General features: G+C 32.5%; 21 protein-coding genes and 2 rRNA genes. 21 read left to right on the top strand and 2 right to left on the bottom strand.

Translation table 11 applies throughout. The features are described 5' to 3' along the window. The 12 genes from BN2409_RS01460 to BN2409_RS01405 form a co-directional block, all read left to right on the top strand. A 23S ribosomal RNA gene (locus BN2409_RS01460) occupies positions 1-1,570 on the top strand; the annotation flags it as partial. A gap of 42 nt (positions 1,571-1,612) precedes the next feature. Continuing rightward, positions 1,613-1,729 (top strand): 5S ribosomal RNA (rrf, locus tag BN2409_RS01455). Positions 1,730-2,067: 338 nt separating this feature from the next. After that, on the top strand, positions 2,068-2,298 hold the full coding sequence (locus BN2409_RS01450) for a hypothetical protein (protein ID WP_199872888.1): 231 nt from the start codon (positions 2,068-2,070) through the stop codon (positions 2,296-2,298). An 81-nt stretch (positions 2,299-2,379) separates the two neighbouring features. Further along, on the top strand, positions 2,380-2,880 hold the full coding sequence (locus BN2409_RS01445) for a hypothetical protein (protein WP_053954884.1): 501 nt from the start codon (positions 2,380-2,382) through the stop codon (positions 2,878-2,880). Positions 2,881-3,051: 171 nt separating this feature from the next. Continuing rightward, the gene (locus BN2409_RS01440; protein WP_053954883.1) at positions 3,052-3,240 is read left to right on the top strand and encodes a sigma factor G inhibitor Gin; all 189 of its coding nucleotides are present in this window, start codon (positions 3,052-3,054) and stop codon (positions 3,238-3,240) included. Between the two features lie 104 nt (positions 3,241-3,344). Further along, positions 3,345-4,022, top strand: a complete 678-nt coding sequence (locus tag BN2409_RS01435) for a dTMP kinase (protein ID WP_053954882.1) — start codon at positions 3,345-3,347, stop codon at positions 4,020-4,022. 24 nt (positions 4,023-4,046) lie between these two features. Next, positions 4,047-4,376 carry a cyclic-di-AMP receptor gene (locus tag BN2409_RS01430; protein WP_053954881.1) on the top strand — a complete coding sequence of 110 codons (330 nt, stop codon included), beginning with the start codon at positions 4,047-4,049 and terminating at the stop codon, positions 4,374-4,376. A 14-nt stretch (positions 4,377-4,390) separates the two neighbouring features. Then, positions 4,391-5,371: a DNA polymerase III subunit delta' gene (gene holB / locus BN2409_RS01425; RefSeq protein ID WP_053954880.1), complete on the top strand. Its 981-nt coding sequence runs from the start codon at positions 4,391-4,393 to the stop codon at positions 5,369-5,371. A 1-nt stretch (position 5,372) separates the two neighbouring features. Then, positions 5,373-6,275 carry a PSP1 domain-containing protein gene (locus tag BN2409_RS01420; protein ID WP_053954879.1) on the top strand — a complete coding sequence of 301 codons (903 nt, stop codon included), beginning with the start codon at positions 5,373-5,375 and terminating at the stop codon, positions 6,273-6,275. Positions 6,276-6,340: 65 nt separating this feature from the next. Beyond that, positions 6,341-6,511 carry a DUF362 domain-containing protein gene (locus BN2409_RS01415; protein WP_053954878.1) on the top strand — a complete coding sequence of 57 codons (171 nt, stop codon included), beginning with the start codon at positions 6,341-6,343 and terminating at the stop codon, positions 6,509-6,511. A gap of 87 nt (positions 6,512-6,598) precedes the next feature. Then, positions 6,599-7,159: a TlpA disulfide reductase family protein gene (locus BN2409_RS01410; RefSeq protein WP_053954877.1), complete on the top strand. Its 561-nt coding sequence runs from the start codon at positions 6,599-6,601 to the stop codon at positions 7,157-7,159. A gap of 11 nt (positions 7,160-7,170) precedes the next feature. Further along, positions 7,171-7,917 (top strand): tRNA1(Val) (adenine(37)-N6)-methyltransferase, encoded by a 747-nt coding sequence (locus BN2409_RS01405; RefSeq protein ID WP_053954876.1) that lies wholly within the window; start codon positions 7,171-7,173, stop codon positions 7,915-7,917. Between the two features lie 39 nt (positions 7,918-7,956). On the opposite strand, the gene BN2409_RS01400 is transcribed toward BN2409_RS01405, so the two are convergent. Further along, on the bottom strand, positions 7,957-8,193 hold the full coding sequence (locus BN2409_RS01400) for an AbrB/MazE/SpoVT family DNA-binding domain-containing protein (protein ID WP_053954875.1): 237 nt from the start codon (positions 8,191-8,193) through the stop codon (positions 7,957-7,959). Positions 8,194-8,449: 256 nt separating this feature from the next. Here BN2409_RS01400 and BN2409_RS01395 point away from each other — a divergent pair, with 256 nt between their 5' ends. Further along, complete coding sequence (locus BN2409_RS01395; RefSeq protein WP_053954874.1) at positions 8,450-9,553, top strand: HD domain-containing protein; 1,104 nt, start codon at positions 8,450-8,452, stop codon at positions 9,551-9,553. A gap of 10 nt (positions 9,554-9,563) precedes the next feature. On the opposite strand, the gene BN2409_RS01390 is transcribed toward BN2409_RS01395, so the two are convergent. Continuing rightward, positions 9,564-9,950, bottom strand: a complete 387-nt coding sequence (locus BN2409_RS01390) for a DUF948 domain-containing protein (protein ID WP_053954873.1) — start codon at positions 9,948-9,950, stop codon at positions 9,564-9,566. 430 nt (positions 9,951-10,380) lie between these two features. Here BN2409_RS01390 and BN2409_RS01385 point away from each other — a divergent pair, with 430 nt between their 5' ends. The 8 genes from BN2409_RS01385 to BN2409_RS01350 all read left to right on the top strand — a co-directional run bounded on the left by BN2409_RS01385 (position 10,381) and on the right by BN2409_RS01350 (position 17,296). After that, positions 10,381-11,406, top strand: a complete 1,026-nt coding sequence (locus BN2409_RS01385) for an ABC transporter substrate-binding protein (RefSeq protein ID WP_053954872.1) — start codon at positions 10,381-10,383, stop codon at positions 11,404-11,406. A 16-nt stretch (positions 11,407-11,422) separates the two neighbouring features. Then, the gene (locus BN2409_RS01380; RefSeq protein WP_053954871.1) at positions 11,423-12,274 is read left to right on the top strand and encodes an ABC transporter permease; all 852 of its coding nucleotides are present in this window, start codon (positions 11,423-11,425) and stop codon (positions 12,272-12,274) included. Between the two features lie 17 nt (positions 12,275-12,291). After that, complete coding sequence (locus tag BN2409_RS01375) at positions 12,292-13,464, top strand: quaternary amine ABC transporter ATP-binding protein (protein ID WP_053954870.1); 1,173 nt, start codon at positions 12,292-12,294, stop codon at positions 13,462-13,464. Positions 13,465-13,748: 284 nt separating this feature from the next. Then, entirely contained in the window at positions 13,749-14,321 is a 573-nt protein-coding gene (locus tag BN2409_RS01370) for a nucleoside recognition domain-containing protein (protein WP_053954869.1), read from the top strand. A gap of 1 nt (position 14,322) precedes the next feature. Next, complete coding sequence (locus BN2409_RS01365; RefSeq protein WP_053954868.1) at positions 14,323-14,856, top strand: spore maturation protein; 534 nt, start codon at positions 14,323-14,325, stop codon at positions 14,854-14,856. A gap of 122 nt (positions 14,857-14,978) precedes the next feature. Continuing rightward, a complete protein-coding gene (locus BN2409_RS01360; RefSeq protein WP_053954867.1) occupies positions 14,979-15,371 on the top strand; it encodes a GntR family transcriptional regulator in 393 nt (130 codons plus the stop codon). After that, entirely contained in the window at positions 15,364-16,263 is a 900-nt protein-coding gene (locus BN2409_RS01355; protein WP_053954866.1) for an ABC transporter ATP-binding protein, read from the top strand. The genes BN2409_RS01360 and BN2409_RS01355 overlap by 8 nt, the downstream gene beginning before the upstream one ends. Then, a complete protein-coding gene (locus BN2409_RS01350) occupies positions 16,238-17,296 on the top strand; it encodes an ABC transporter permease subunit (protein WP_053954865.1) in 1,059 nt (352 codons plus the stop codon). Before BN2409_RS01355 ends, BN2409_RS01350 begins: the two co-directional genes overlap by 26 nt. Positions 17,297-17,317 lie beyond the last annotated feature (21 nt).

Below are 17,317 nucleotides of genomic sequence, written 5' to 3'. Positions count from 1 at the left end.
GGAAGGGTCGTCCTCTCAGGGTTAGTCGGGACCTAAGCCGAGAACGAAAGTTGTAGGCGATGGACAACAGGTTGATATTCCTGTACCACCAAAGATCGTTTGAGTGATGGGGTGACACAGTAGGATAGGTTAAGCGCACCGTTGGTTGTGTGCGTCTAAGCCCGTAGGGAGTCTATATAGGCAAATCCGTATGGACAATCCTAAAAGGTGATGGGGAGCGAAATTTAAGTAGCGAACTTACTGATTCCACACTGTCAAGAAAAGCCTCTAGCGAGATCCTAGGTGCCCGTACCGCAAACCGACACAGGTAGGTGAGGAGAGAATCCTAAGGCGAGCGAGAGAACTATTGTTAAGGAACTCGGCAAAATGACCCCGTAACTTCGGGAGAAGGGGTGCCACGTTAGGGTGTTAAAGCCCGAGGTGGCCGCAGAGAATAGGCCCAAGCGACTGTTTAGCAAAAACACAGGTCTCTGCTAAGTCGAAAGACGATGTATAGGGGCTGACGCCTGCCCGGTGCTGGAAGGTTAAGGGGACGTGTTAACGTAAGTGAAGCACTGAACTTAAGCCCCAGTAAACGGCGGCCGTAACTATAACGGTCCTAAGGTAGCGAAATTCCTTGTCGGGTAAGTTCCGACCCGCACGAAAGGCGTAACGATTTGGGCACTGTCTCAACAATAGACTCGGTGAAATTGTAGTACCAGTGAAGATGCTGGTTACCCGCAGCAGGACGGAAAGACCCCGTGGAGCTTTACTGTAGCCTGACATTGGATTTCGGTATTGCATGTACAGGATAGGTGGGAGACTTGGATACATGGACGCCAGTCTGTGTGGAGTCGACGTTGGGATACCACTCTTGTAATACTGAAGTTCTAACCATAGACAGTTACCCTGTCTTGGGACATTGTCAGGTGGGCAGTTTGACTGGGGCGGTCGCCTCCCAAAAAGTAACGGAGGCGCCCAAAGGTTCCCTCAGCGCGGTCGGAAATCGCGCGTAGAGTGTAAAGGCACAAGGGAGCTTGATTGCGAGACATACAGGTCGAGCAAGGACGAAAGTCGGGCTTAGTGATCCGGTGGTTCCGAGTGGAAGGGCCATCGCTCAACGGATAAAAGCTACCCCGGGGATAACAGGCTTATCTCCCCCAAGAGTCCACATCGACGGGGAGGTTTGGCACCTCGATGTCGGCTCGTCTCATCCTGGGGCTGAAGTAGGTCCCAAGGGTTGGGCTGTTCGCCCATTAAAGAGGCACGCGAGCTGGGTTCAGAACGTCGTGAGACAGTTCGGTCCCTATCCGCTGTGGGCGCAGGAAATTTGAGAGGAGCTGTCCTTAGTACGAGAGGACCGGGATGGACATACCTCTGGTGTATCAGTTGTCGCGCCAGCGGCACGGCTGAGTAGCTATGTATGGACGGGATAAGCGCTGAAGGCATCTAAGCGCGAAGCCTCCCTCAAGATGAGATTTCCCACTTTTTAAGGTAAGACCCCAGATAGACCATCTGGTTGATAGGCCTAGGGTGTAAGGGCAGCAATGTCTTTAGCTGATAGGTACTAATCGGTCGAGGACTTGACCAGATTTTGCATTGTTTAATTTTGAAGGTACATTTATGTATCACATCTAGTGACAATAGCGAGGAGGCTACACCTGTTCCCATATCGAACACAGAAGTTAAGCTCCTCAGCGCTGATGGTACTTGGGCGGTAGCGCCCTGGGAGAGTAGGTCGTCGCTGGTTTAAAAGCTCAGAATAATATTCTGAGCTTTTTTTATTCTTTAGGAGATTATATAAATGAATAAATTGTGGATAACTTTAGAAAGTTAGATTTTCATCAAATTTTAAGCAACGGAAATTCTGAATGAAATGAAAGAATTTCGTTGGCGCCATGAGCAATTTCGAGAGGAATATGCGAATTTTTTGATGAAAAAAAACACGAATATATATAGTAGTAATCTATCAAGGACCAAACAATATATAGGGTCATACAGGGTTGGATTCGACAATAAAAGAATAAATAGGACAAAAGAACTAATGATACAACAAAGGGAAAAGAAAAGCTTTATAGAATATAGTATATGAAGATTAGAAGTATGTTTATGGTAAAAATTCTTAAAGTAAGGATGAGAGATATGATTTTAAAAATAATTTTTTTGATTATGATATGTATTCCTATAGGCTGTTTTCAATATTATTTGTGTAGTCTTACTACAAAGGATCTAAAGAAGAAAAAAGGAACAATATCTATGAATAGAGTTACTCCTAAAAAGATCAAAAGAAAGAAGAGAACTATGAAAGCTGCAAAATAGGTGGATAGTTGCGAAAAAAAACATAAGATGATATGATGATGTAATATAGAAAGAAATCTTATGTGAATAAGGAGAAAGTATATGGCATTGATTCGGCAAACTATCAAGCAAAAAGAGCTTTCGGTTTGGAAGATTATACTTATGATTTGTATGCCTATATTCATTATGAATATAGTGATACAGTTACTGAGTCCATATCATCCTGTGATTGGCACTATTGGAGGACTCATTACGTTAATAGGAGCCGTAATAGGTTGTTTATTTATTATTTATAGACATTCTGCTTATTTAAATTATAAATTGATTGAAGATGAACTTATTATGGAGAGGGTATTTGGAAGAGCAAATCATATCTTTCTTGCTTTAAAATTAAGTGAGTTAGAAGAGTTTAGGCCATATAAGTCTATGAATCTTCATGAAATCAATGATAAAAAAAATAAAGTATATCGATTTGTATCAGGTAGTTGTACAGATCATTGGTATGTAGGCAAATTTACAAGAGATAACAGTGAATATATTTTTATTATAGAACCTAATCAACAAATTTTAAATACAATATTATCTTTTCAAAAAAGTTATTAACCTATATTTATAAAATATAGGTTTTTTTACTTTTTAGGAAATTATATAAATGAATAAGTTGTGGATAATTTTAGAAAATAAATGAATAAAAAAAAGTATAACGAGACATCTTCTCTGTGAATATAATAATAAATATAGGTTCATAATGAGAATAAAAAGGTTGGTGAGCTTATGCATCCACAAAGAGTTCGTTGTTATACTTGTAAAGAGGAAACGATAGAGTATATAAATTTTTTAGATGAATACATATGCAGAGAATGTGAACAAAAAATTACAAAGATTAAAGAGGATGATTTAGAATATGAATATTATAATATTCTATTTAAGAAAATGTGGCATAAATTTTTAATTTCAATGTAGAGGTCATTAACAAATGTTAATGGCTTTTCTATTTTTAAGGAAATTATGATACGATATATGATACAATAATAAAAAGAATATAGATAAGCTACAGGAGGACTAGGGTGAACGGGAAATTATTTGTAATAGAATCAGGAGTAGATGCAAGCGGTAAAGCAACGCAGTCAGAAAAAATATACAAAAGATTATTAGAAGAGAAAGTAAAAGTGAAAAAGATCACTTTTCCTAATTATGATAGTGATTCGTCTGCATTAGTCAAAATGTATTTAAATGGAGATTTTGGACAAAAGCCAGATGATGTAAATCCTTATACAGCTTCAACATTTTATGCTGTAGATCGATTTGCTTCCTATAGAATGGAGTGGAAAGAATTTCTAGAAGATGGAGGCATTGTGATCGCTGATCGATATACTACATCTAATATGGTTCATCAAGCTTCAAAATTTGAAAAAATAGAAGACAAAAAAGTTTTTTTAGATTGGCTTTGGGATTTAGAATTTATTAAAATGAAGCTGCCCATTCCAAATGAAGTACTTTTTTTAGATGTGGATATTCAAACAAGTATTGATTTGATGAAAAATAGATCCAATAAAATAACAGGAGAATTAAAAAAGGATATTCATGAAAGAGATGCAAAATATCTTCAAAAAACGTATAAAAATGCATTATGGGTTTGTGAATATTATCATTGGAATAAAATTAATTGTATGAAAGAGAATGCTTTAAAATCTATAGAAGAAATTCACGAAGAAATTTATAAGATGATTGTTTCTAAAATATAAATTTTTAGGAAGGGGAGAAAATCTATGAAATTAATTATTGCAATTATTCATGATGAGGATGCTCCGCATTTAGTAAAAAAATTAACACAAGAGGGATATAGAGTGACAAAGCTATCTTCAACTGGAGGTTTTTTAAGATCAGGTAATACAACTATATTGGTAGGAGTAGAGAAAGAAAAAGTCAGTCAAGTGATTGATATTATTAAAGAAAAATGTAAAAGCCGCAAAGAAATGGCTCCAGCTCCTACTCCGATTATGGGAAATGCAGGAATATTTGTAGGTCATCCAGTAGAAGTACAAGTAGGAGGGGCTACTATATTCGTAGTAGATGTAGAGCAATTTGAAAAAGCATAGCAAGGGGAATAAAAATGAGTTTTAAAGAGATTGCAGGTCAAGAAAAAATTATAAAATATTTTAAAAATGCTATTCACCAAAATAAAATTGCCCATGCTTATATATTTGAAGGACCAAAAGGAATTGGGAAAAATACATTGGCACAAGCTTTTGCCAAAGGGATTTTATGTGAAAATATAGTTGGAGATGCTTGTGATCAATGCAGCTCATGTATAAAAGTAAATACACATAATCATCCTGATATAAAAGTGATTGAGCCTGAGGGAAAAAGCATTAAAAATCATCAAATTGAAGAATTTCAACAGGATCTATATAAAAAGCCTTATGAATCTGATAAAAAGATTTATTTTATTAAAGAAGCAGATACAATGACTACAAGTGCTCAAAATAGATTACTAAAAACATTAGAAGAACCTCCTGAATATGGGATGATTATTTTGATGAGTACAAATGCAAATATTCTTTTACCTACCATAAGGTCTCGTTGTCAAATGATTAAATTAGATAAAGTAGGACAGAAATATATTGAAGAAATTTTAAAAAATAAATATGGTCTAAATCTTCAAGAAGCAAGAATTATGGCTATTTTTTCTGATGGAATTTTAGGGAAGGCCATTAATTTAAAAGAATCAGAAGGATTTCAAAGAAGAAGAGAAGAAATTATCAAGATCATTGGAAAATTACTTCAAAAAGATCCTTTGGATCCCTTTGAAATGTTTGAATTTTTTAAGGAACATAAAGAATATATAGATGAAATACTAGATTTTATGATCTTTTGGTATAGAGATATGCTTTTATTTTCTCAGACTGATTCAGATAAATTTTTGATTAACTTGGATCAAAAGGAAATTTTAAAAGATCATATACGGGATTTATCTCATGAAAAGATAATTGATGTGATAAAAATCATAGAAAAAACAAAGAATGATATAAAAGCAAATGTAAATTTTCAATTAGCTATAGAAATGATGCTTTTAGCTATGCAGGAGGTATAAAATGGTAACTGTTGTAGGAATACGATTTAAAAAAGCAGGGAAAATTTATTATTTTGATCCTGATGAAGTACAAATACAAAAAGGACAAAATGCAATTGTAGAGACTGCTAGAGGAATAGAGTTTGGAGAAGTGGTTGTAGGACCCAAAGAAATTCTAGAGGAAGATATTGTAGCACCTTTAAAGAAAGTAATTCGAGTAGCTACATTAGAAGATGAGATACAAAATCAGCAAAATATAGAAAAAGAGAAGGCAGCTTTTGAAATTTGTCTTGAAAAAATAATCCTTCATAAATTGGATATGAAGCTTATTGATGTAGAGTATACTTTTGATAACAACAAAGTAATCTTTTATTTTACTGCAGATGGAAGAGTAGATTTTAGAGAGTTAGTAAAAGATTTGGCTGCAGTCTTTAAAACTCGTATAGAATTAAGACAAATAGGAGTAAGAGATGAAGCAAAGATGATCGGAGGATTGGGTCCTTGTGGGAGAGGTCTTTGTTGTGCCAATTGGCTTGGGGATTTTGAACCTGTGTCTATAAAAATGGCAAAGGAGCAAAATTTATCTTTAAATCCTACAAAAATATCAGGAATTTGTGGAAGGCTTATGTGTTGTTTAAAATATGAGCATGATACTTATCAATGTCTACGAGAAAATCTTCCAGAGATAGGAGAAAAAGTAATTACTCCAGATGGAAAAGGTATTGTAGTAGATAATAATGTATTATTAGAATGTGTAAAAGTGAGACTCATTATAGAAGAAAGACCAGAAAAAGAAGACAAACTAAGTGATGATTTAACCATATATGATAAAAAGGTGATACAAAGAATACATTCTTGTTGTTGTCAAAGAGGAGAAGCAGAAACAGAAGATATAGAAGAGTCTCTTAAGCATCTAGAAGAATAAGAAAAGCAAGGTTAGGATATACTTACTTAGGAATAGATTTTTCACTATATTTGGAGGTGAAATGTATGGCATATATAATCACAGAAGCATGTATCAGTTGTGGTGCATGTGAGCCTGAATGTCCTGTGAGTGTTATTAGTGCAGGTGATGATAAATATGTAATTGATGCATCAGGATGTATTGATTGCGGAGCTTGTGCCAATGTATGTCCTGTAGATGCACCAAGACCTGAATAAAAAGTCCCTCATCCGGGGCTTTTTCTATGCTATTTTCATAGAATATATGTATATTTTCCTTCATATAAAATATAAGGAGGCGAAAATATGATAAAAAAATCGATATGGATTGGTATGGTCCTAGGAATCTGTTTATCCATGAGTGGATGCCTAAAAGATATGAAAGAAGTAGAAAGTATTAAAAAAGAAGAAACCACAAAAAAATCAGAGGTATATGTAGGAGAACAAGCATATGATTTTACCCTTTTAGATCGAGAAGGAAATGAAATTAGACTTTCGGATTTAAAAGAAAAAGTAGTTTTGATTAATTTTTTTACTACAAAATCTCCTAATGCTGTAAAAGAATTAAAGGATTTGCAGCAAGTATATGAAAAATATGAAAAAGATGATGTAGTTACATTGGCAGTCAATGTATTAGCTGCTGAGAAAAAAGATATGGAAGAAGTAAATGCTTTTTTAGATGAAAAGGGATATACATTTCCAGTACTTTTTGATATAAATGGAGATGTAGCTATAGGATATAAGGTAAGGAAATATCCTTTCACTTATATAATAGATGAAAAAGGAAAGATTACTGATTTTTCTTGGGAAGTAATGGACAAAGAAGAAATGATACAAAAAATCGAAAAAGCGAGACAGAATAAGTAGGAGAGATAGAAATGAAAGAAGAATTGATAAAAGAATATGAAAGAGTAGATGATTTACAATGTAGAGGACTAAGGCTTATACAAAATCCAGAAGGTTTTTGTTTTGGAATAGATGCAGTACTTCTTAGTAATTTTTGTGAAATCAAAAAAGGATGGAGAGTCATAGATTTAGGAACAGGAACTGGAATTATCCCAATACTTTTATCTGGAAAGACAGATGCAAAAGAAATTTTAGGAGTTGAAATACAACAAGAAGTAGCAGATATGGCAAATAGAAGTGTAAAGTTAAATAAAATAGAGGATCGAGTAAAAATTATACATAAAGATCTAAATGACATACTGGAGTGTACAGAAGCTTATTCCTTTGATGCAGTTACTTCAAACCCTCCATATATGAATGCAGGAGCAGGACTGATCAATCCAGAAAGCAAAAAAGCTATCTCAAGACATGAGGTAAAATGTACATTAGAAGATATTATTTCTAAAGCATTCAAGCTTTTAAAGGATCGAGGACACTTTTATATGATTCATAGACCTCATAGATTGGTAGATATTATCTATTTATGTAGAAAATATAGATTAGAGCCTAAAAAAATTAGATTTATTCATCCCAATAAAAATAAAAAGCCAAATATTTTTTTAATAGAGTGTGTCAAATATGGAAGATCTGAACTAAAGTTTATGGATCCTTTGTATGTATACAATGAGGATGGTACGTATACAGAAGAAATTCATCAAATATATGAAAGAGAAAAATAAAATTCGCATGTTAAGAGATTAACATGCGAATTTTATCATTTACTTTAGTTCTTCAATACAGGCTGGGCAAATATTTTTTCCTTTAAAATTATGAACATCTTTTGCTTGACCACAGAATATACAAGCTGGTTCGTATTTCTTTAAAATGATTTGATCTCCATCGACAAAAATTTCTAAAGCGTCTTTTTCTTTGATGTTTAAAGTTCTTCTTAATTCTATTGGAAGAACCACTCTACCTAACTCATCTACTTTTCTTACAATACCTGTTGATTTCATTTTTCAACTTCCTCTCTTCAACAATTTTCGACATAATTTGCTGTAATTAAATAGTACCAAAACTGTAAATAAAAGTCAACCTAAATTTTTAAAAAAAAGGGCATATAAACAAAAAAGTAATATTTTGAAAATTGTGAAGAAATATAAATTTAATTATATAAAGAAAATACCAAACTAACATTGACATGTATGGGTATAATATTTAATATGATAGATAAGAACGAAAATTGCCGAATAATTGCAGGGGGTGGATACAGTGAATACTTTCAATAATCTTTTTTTTTTAATAAAAGATGATCAAAGGAAAATACTTTCTATAATAGATCCTCAAATATGTAAGGAAAACCCTATTTGCCTATTACAGGCTGTACGTCTCATGAGTCAATATGATCTTTCTTTAGACGAAAAGACGACTACTTTTATTAGAGAAAATGCAAAAGAGATACAAAAAGTAGCAGGGAATGAGATCGCTTTTGAAATTTTTGAGATCTTAAAGGAAAAAGATACTTATGAATATTTTAAAATGATGGATGAAGAATTCAATTTATTTGAATATATATTTCCAGAAATTCTACCTATGAAAAATGTAGGAAAATGTGATTATCATGTAGTAGATGCATGGGACCATTCTTTATATACTTTAAAAGAAATAGAAAAAATTATTTATGAAAAAGGATATTTTGAAGGATATATAGGAAAAGCTTATGAGGAGCATATCAAAGAAATTTTACCTGGTGGGCATACAAGAATGCAGCTATTAAAGTTAGGAGCATTATTTCATGATATAGGAAAGCCTAGGGCAAAATGGATTGACAAAAGAGGAAAAACAAGATTTATAGGACATGAAGTAGTGGGAACAGAAATGATGGAAAATATAGCAAACCGATTTCAATTGCCTTTAGCATCTAAAAAATATCTTTGCAAAATGGTAAGAGAACATATGTGGACTTTAAATCTTTACAAAAGAAATGATGTAAGTGGAAGAGCAACCTATGATTTATTTAAAAAGCTAGGAGAAGAAGTGTTAGATATTTTACTTATAGGACTTTCTGATGTGGTTGCCACAAGAAAACTTCTTCATCCAGATGAAGAAATGGGTATGTATAAAATTCATGTAGAGTATCTTGCAAATAGTTATTTGACTAGATTCAAAGAAGTACAAGCCCTAAAAGATTTATTGACACCAGAAGATATTAAAACAAATTTTAAAAATATATGCAGAGAAAAGAGAGAAATGATTTTAGAAGCTTTAAGAAAAGAAATATTTTTTGGAGAATTACCTCCTCAGAGAGAAAGAGTATTAGAATATATAAAAAGATGTGTTCAAAAAGAATCACAAAGAGAAGAAAAGTTATCTTGATTTTCTTCTCTTAAAGTCCTCTTTTTTTTGATTCAAAAAATTCTTTAATAGTATAAATGGCCTGAACTATTCCCATGAGACTAGATAATAGATCTGTATGATCTGAAACCTTAGAAGCGGCTATTTCTGTAGTACCTAAAATTTGATCAAATGTACTTTGCGCAGCTTTTACATTATGAGAAAGATCATGACTTAAGCTTTCAATATTCTTTGCGATAGAAGGTGCTTCTTCTAAAACTTGATCAATGTTTTGTTCATTATTTCCTATTACTTTTTTTACCATATTTAATGTATCATTCAAGTTTTTTAAGAGGATAATCCCATAAATAAGTAAAATGAAAAATGCCCCTCCTAAAAAGAAAATCCCTAGATCCCCTAAAGAAATTCTAACCTCCATTCATCATCACTCCATACAAAAGATTTGATTTATTATACCATTTTTTAGTAGGAAAATAAATGGTATGTTTTAGATAATTTTGACAACGCTTTATTTTTATGATATACTATGAGACATTGAAATACTAATATATAAAATTTCGTATATAAACATACACACTTGTGTATGATTATCTAAAAATCTTGTCTATTAAATGATTTATAGAAATGCCTACAAAACCTATCATAATTACCAAACAAGAAAAGTTTTCATAGGAATACTCGAATTTTCTAATCAAGATGTAAAGTTGTTATGCCATTTTTAAAAAAAGTTGGCGTTTTTGTAGTACGTATTATTCTCTAATTGAGGATAGGTAGTTTGAGATAAAGAAAAATTGATTATAATAATTTAATATATAGAATTCAAAAATACAAGGGAGGAATATGATAAGATGAATTTTCTGAGAAAAGAAAAGAATTTTAAAATTTTCATGATTCTGGTTATAGCTTTTTCTATGATTGGACTAACAGCTTGTGGAGGAGGACAAAGTGAAGGAGCAAATGAAAAACCAAAATTAATTTTAGGAGATGCAGGGTGGGATAGTTTTACCTTTCATAATGAAGTAGCAAAAATAATTATTGAAAATGGATTTGGATACAAGACAGATATTACAAGAGGGTCAACGCCGGCAACCTTTACAGGACTTAGAAGAGGAGATATAGACATCTATATGGAAGGTTGGAGTACTCTTTTATCTGATTATGATGAGGCTATAGAAAGTGGAGATATTGTTGAATTATCTATAAATTATGATGATAATGCACAAGGGTTTTATGTACCTACGTATATGATCAAAGGAGACAAGGAAAGAGGAATCAAACCTATAACGCCAGATTTAAAATCTGTACAAGACCTTTTAAAATACCCTAAGGTTTTTAAGGATGAAGAAGACCCTTCAAAGGGAAGAATATATGGTGCCATTCCAGGATGGGATGTAGACAAGATTATGAGAGAAAAAATTAAGACCTATGGATTAGATAAAGAATACATTTATTTTAGTCCAGGTTCTGATTCAGCGCTAGCTTCTTCTATTGCAGCAGCTTATGAAAAAGGAGAACCATGGGTTGGATATTATTGGGAACCTACTTGGATTACGGGAAAATATGATATGACACTTTTAGAAGATGTGTCTTATGATGAAAAATTATGGGACAAAGGTTATGCGTGTGCTTTCCCCCCAGTAAAAGTAAGCATTGCCGCAAATAAAACTTTAGAGAAGAAAGCCCCAGATGTAGTGGAATTTTTGAAACAATATAAAACAAGCAGCAAAATTACCAGCGATGCTTTAGCTTTTATGCAAGACAATGAAGTAGAGGCGGACGAGGCTGCAAAATGGTTTATAAAGGAACATGAAGAGATATGGACAAAGTGGGTATCTGATGAAGTGGCAAACAAAGTAAAAGATGCAGTAAAATAGAAAAGAGGTGAAATGAATGAATTCATTTCCTAATACATTAAGAATTGAAATTGGAAAGTATGTAGATAAATTTGTAAAATATCTAATTCAAAATTATGGAACATTTTTTGATACCATCAAAGAAAGTATTTTATGGTTTTTAATGAAAGTAGAAATCTTTTTACAATGGTTACCTTGGTGGTTTGTCATATTGGCAGTTTTTATCCTAGGGTGGCGCATGAAAAAACTCTCATCAGGAATCATATATGGAGCCATGTTGTTTTTGATAGGAACATTTGGGCTTTGGGAGCTTATGATGTCTACTCTTGCAGTAGTTTTAACGTCTGTCATCATTTCTTTACTCATTGGAATTCCATTAGGCATATGGATGGCCTATAGTGAAAAGATAGAAATGATCATGAGGCCTATATTAGATGGAATGCAGACTATGCCAACCTTTGTATATTTAATTCCTGCAAGTATGTTATTTGGACTTGGAAAAGTTCCAGGGGTATTTGCAACTACTATTTATGCAGTAGCTCCTATTATTCGTCTTACCAATCTTGCCATTAGAAATGTATCTAAAGAGATGGTAGAAGCTGCTCATTCCTTTGGATCGAGCCCTATGCAAATTCTGTTTAAAGTAGAACTTCCTCAAGCTCTTCCAACCATTATGACTGGAGTCAATCAAACAACTATGATGGCCATGTCTATGGTGGTAGTGGCATCTATGATCGGAGCAAGAGGACTTGGAGAACAAGTACTTCTCTCCATTAACAGACTAGATATTGCCAAAGGAACAGAAGCAGGACTGGCTATTGTAGTAATTGCAATTATTATTGATAGAATGACACAATCATTAGCAGATAAGTTTAAGATTTTAGAATAAGAAGGTAGGCGGTACCTATGTCAGGAAAAATTGAAGTGAAAAATCTAACAAAAATATTTGGAAGACATCCAAAATCTATACTAAAAAAAATAAATGAAGGAATGACAAAAGAGGTAATTCAGAAAAAAACAGGGCATACAGTAGGAATTAATAACGTATCCTTTGAAGTAAAGGAAGGAGAAATATTTGTCATCATGGGTCTTTCAGGAAGTGGAAAATCTACGTTGATTCGCTGTTTAAACCTTTTAAACAAACCTACAGATGGACAAATATTATTTGAGGGAAAAGATATTGTAAAGTTTAATAAAAAAGAATTAAGAGAGTTTAGACAAAATAATATTGCAATGGTATTTCAACATTTTGGACTTTTTAGTCATAGAACAGTCCTTGAAAATGTAGCCTATGGACTAGAAGTAAAGGATATTCCAAAGGAAAAAAGATTAAAGATTGCAAAGGATACACTAGAAACAGTAGGACTTTCAGGCTGGGGAGAGAAAATGATTCATGAGTTAAGTGGAGGAATGCAGCAAAGGGTAGGACTTGCTCGTGCCCTTGCAAACGACCCAGACATTTTACTCATGGATGAACCATTTAGTGCATTAGATCCACTGATAAGGCGTGATATGCAGCTTGAATTATTAGATATTCAAGCCAAACTTCAAAAGACTATTATATTTATTACACATGATGTGAATGAGGCATTTAAAATAGGAGATCGGGTGGCAGTTATGAAGGATGGAGAAATCAAGCAAATTGGAACTCCTGAAGAAATTCTTGAAAATCCTGCTGATGAATATATTGAAAACTTTATAAAAGATATTGATCGAACAAAAATTTTACAAGCAAAAAATATTATGTTTACGCCATCTCCTCTTTTATTTAGTAAAGATGGACTCAATGTAGCTATGAAGGAAATGAAATCTCATGGGATTTCTAGTATCTTTGTAGTAGATAAAGAAAGAAGACTAAAAGGAATTATTTCTATAGACGATACCATAAAAGCAATAAAGGAAAAGAAAAGTGTTGAAGATATTTTAAAACAAGATTACTTTAAGACAGATCCGGATACGTATGTACAAGAACTCATCCCAAAAGCTGTAGAGACAAAATATCCAATTGCAGTAGTAGATCATACACAAAAGCTTTTAGGAATTATTGTAAGAGCATCCGTATTGGCAGGATTAGTATAAAGGCGAAAGTATAAACAACGTCACTAATTTTCAAATTTGGAAAATATATAGAAACGGTCAAAAATAGCATTACAAACTCGCTTCGCTTAAACAGTGTAATGCTATCCATTTTCTCACTTATTCTATATTTTCACAAATTCTCAATAATTGTTCCTTATGTTTATAGCTTTCTTAATAGTTTAGATTAGTAAAAAGACGCCTCGGCGTCTTTTTTTGTGTAATATTTTTTTGATATAAAAATAAAGTAGTAAAGAATATGTTTATGGATAGAAGGATGGTGAAGTATGAACAAAATATGGGTATTTATGATATTTTTCGGAATGGGTGTAGCAGCTATCACACAAAGAATAGATATTGTCAATGATGTACTCATTAAAAATACTCAAGATGCAGTCATGTTTTCCATAGGTCTTACAGGGATTATGTCTGTATGGTTAGGCCTTATGAATGTGGCTCAAAAATCTGGGCTTATAGACAAAATAGGAAAAATGATGAGTCCTTTTATGAGGATTTTATTTCCAGAGATTCCGAAAAATCATCCTGCCATGAGTGCAATAGTCATGAATATGGCGGCCAATATGTTTGGAGCAGGAAACTCTGCAACAGCTTTAGGACTCAAAGCTATGGAGGATTTACAAAGCCTCAATTCCAATAAAAGAAAAGCTACCAATGCCATGTGCATGTTTTTAGTCATCAATATGTCTTCTATTCAGCTTGTTCCCCTATCTGTTTTAAAGATTAGAGTTGATACAGGAAGTTTAAACCCTACAGAAATCATAGGTACGTCTTTAGTAGCCACTACTGTATCTACATTGATAGGTATTTTATCTTGCAAAATATTAGAAAGGAAAAGTTAATATGGTTAGTTTATTACAAATTATTTCAGTGATGATGCTTCCTATGATGATTACAATTATATTGGGGCATGGAATCATAAAAAAGATTGATATTTATGAAACTTTTGTAGAAGGAGCAAAAGAAGGTTTTAAAACATCTATTCGAATTATGCCCTATTTGATTGCTATATTCTTGGCCATTGGTATTTTTAAAGACTCTGGTTCGTTGTCTTTATTTATCAAAATATTTTCTCCGATTACAAATGCATTAGGCATTCCCAAAGAGGTACTCCCTTTAGTATTTATGAGACCGGTATCAGGAAGTGGAGCATTAGGAGTTGTAAGTGATCTACTAAATACCTATGGACCCGATTCATTTATAGGAAGAGTATCATCTACTATGATGGGATCATCAGAGACTATATTTTATACCATGGCTATTTATTTTGGAGCTATAGGAATCAAAGATAGTAGGCATACTTTGCTGGCTGCTATTCTTTCTCATATAGGAGCAGTTATTGCATCTGTATGGATTTGTAATAACATGATAGGTTAAAATGGACAAATCTTTGTCCATCTTTTTTGTTGTTGACAAATATTTAGGAAAGTGATAATTTATATATGTACTAAGTGTACTATGTTTTATAATACAAAGAGTACAATGTAGGAGGTGAAGACATGTTTATTATAGATCCTAGAAGCAGTACACCTATATATCAGCAAATTATAGAAGGAGTAAAAGAAAATATCTTAAAGGGTTTACTAGAACCCGGAGATAGAATGCCTTCTGTAAGAGAGCTTGCAAAGATGATGACATTAAATCCTAATACAGTAGCAAAAGCCTATCAAGAGCTAGAAAGACAAAAGGTCATAGAAACCTTCAGAGGAAAAGGAACTTTTGTATCTATGGAATATGAGGCAAAAAAGGATGGGGAGAAAATGGTAGAGCTTAAAGATATTTTTAAAAAAGGAATTGTAGAAGCTTATTATATGGGAATAGATAAAAAAGAAATTATGAATATAATTGATGAAATTATAAAAGAGTTGGAAGGAGGAGCTAAACATGATTAGTGTAGTGGGTGTATCTAAATCATTAGGAGCAAATAAGATATTAGATGATGTAAATTTATTTGCAAAGGAAGGAGCAATCTATGGTTTATTAGGTCCTAATGGAGCAGGAAAGACTACTTTGATTAAAAATATGGTAGGAATTTATACACCAGATGAAGGAGAAATTTTTATAGATGGTCAAAAGCTTACAGATGGCTCTTCTATGAAAGGAAAAATTGCATATATACCAGATTTTCAAAACTTCTATAATCAATTTAAGGTAGGAGAAATGGTAGATTTTTATAGACATACTTATAGAGATTGGAATGAGGAAAGATACAAAAAGTTAAAAGAGTTATTCTCTATACAAGATCATAAAAAAATAAGACAATTATCCAAGGGAATGAAAACTCAGCTTGCTATACATTTAAATCTTTCTATGATGCCAAAAGTTATGGTGATGGATGAACCTACCAGTGGATTAGATCCTGTGATAAGACGTGAGGTACTTAATTTAATTGTACAAGAAGTGAGTTTAAATAATACTACTGTATTGATTTCTACTCATAATCTAGGAGAGCTTGAACAAATTTGTGATCATATAGGAATGATGAATAAAGGAAAAATACTTTTACAAACGAATATTGATGATCTAAAAGAAAAGGTAAGAAAAATACAAGTAGCTTTTAAAGGAGAAATACCTAAAGAAATTCAAGAACATAAAGATCTTTTAAAAATAGAAAATGTTGGGAAAGTATATCAAATGGTTGTAAAAGAAGGTGTAGAAAAAGTGATGGAAGAGATCAAAAAACATGATCCAATCCTTTTAGAAACTATAGATATGAGCTTAGAAGAAATATTTATTTACAAGATGGGAGGGGAAGGCTATGAATTTTGTGACTTCACTTTTTAATAAAAATTTATATAAAAAAGATATAAGACTCAATTGGGTTTTTGGAATTGTTATGTTTGGTTTATTGTTTTTAGATTTACCTATGAGTCATATTAGATATTTAAATGCGATTTCTAATTTAGATCCTATGAGTTATCAATATACAGAAGAGTTGGCTTGGAGATCATATATGATTACAGATCCTATAATAGGAGAAAGCCCTATACAATTTTTAATTCTTCTTATTTTTCCTATCATGATGGCATCTTTTTTATTGGGAGAAGAAAGAAGAACAAAGACATTAGAGCTTTTAGGGGTTATGCCTTATAAAAGAGTGCAAATTTATATGAGTAAAGTATTGGCAGGACTTAGCATAATGGTTGTTCCTTATATATTAAACTTTGGTATTACTCTTTTGATGAGATCTTCCATGAAGGAAGTAGCTCATCTTTATGGATATGCAGATTTAGTTCATTGGTTGTATGTAAGTCTTGTACCCATGTTGTTATTTTTTAGCTTTTCCATGCTTATAGGAATGCTAGTAGGAACCACTATTGCACAAGCTATATTAACAGTTATATTTATGTCTTTACCTGGAGGATTTTGGGGACTTTTGATGATGAATACTGCTACTATACAAGACATATTATCTATTCATTTTAATCCTACATTCATTGAAAATATAGGAGATATCGTAAGATTTTTCACATTGCCATTTTATATGTTTCCTAAACAAATATTTCATGATTGTATGGATCAAATGGATTTAATTATGGGAGTATTAGTAATTGCAGCTATGATTATGATATTTATAGGATATAGATTGTTCTTAAAAAATAAGATGGAGAGAAATGGAGAAATCCTCATGTTTGCAGGATTAGAAAATTTCTTTAAAGTAGGAGTTGCGATCTGTACTATGCTTTTGTTTGGACCTATGCTTACAGGAATTCTTCAAATGTATAATATTGTATTATTGATTATAGGATATGCTATAGGGTTAGGTCTTGGATGGTTTATTCCAAATTATTTTATACAAGTTAATAGAAGAGCATAGTTTCACATGAAAACCTTACAA

This window comes from Inediibacterium massiliense (genome assembly GCF_001282725.1).
Classification (GTDB): domain Bacteria; phylum Bacillota; class Clostridia; order Peptostreptococcales; family Thermotaleaceae; genus Anaerophilus; species Anaerophilus massiliensis.
Note: the sequence above shows the minus strand (reverse complement) of the source record. Positions and strands in the feature narration are given on the sequence as shown.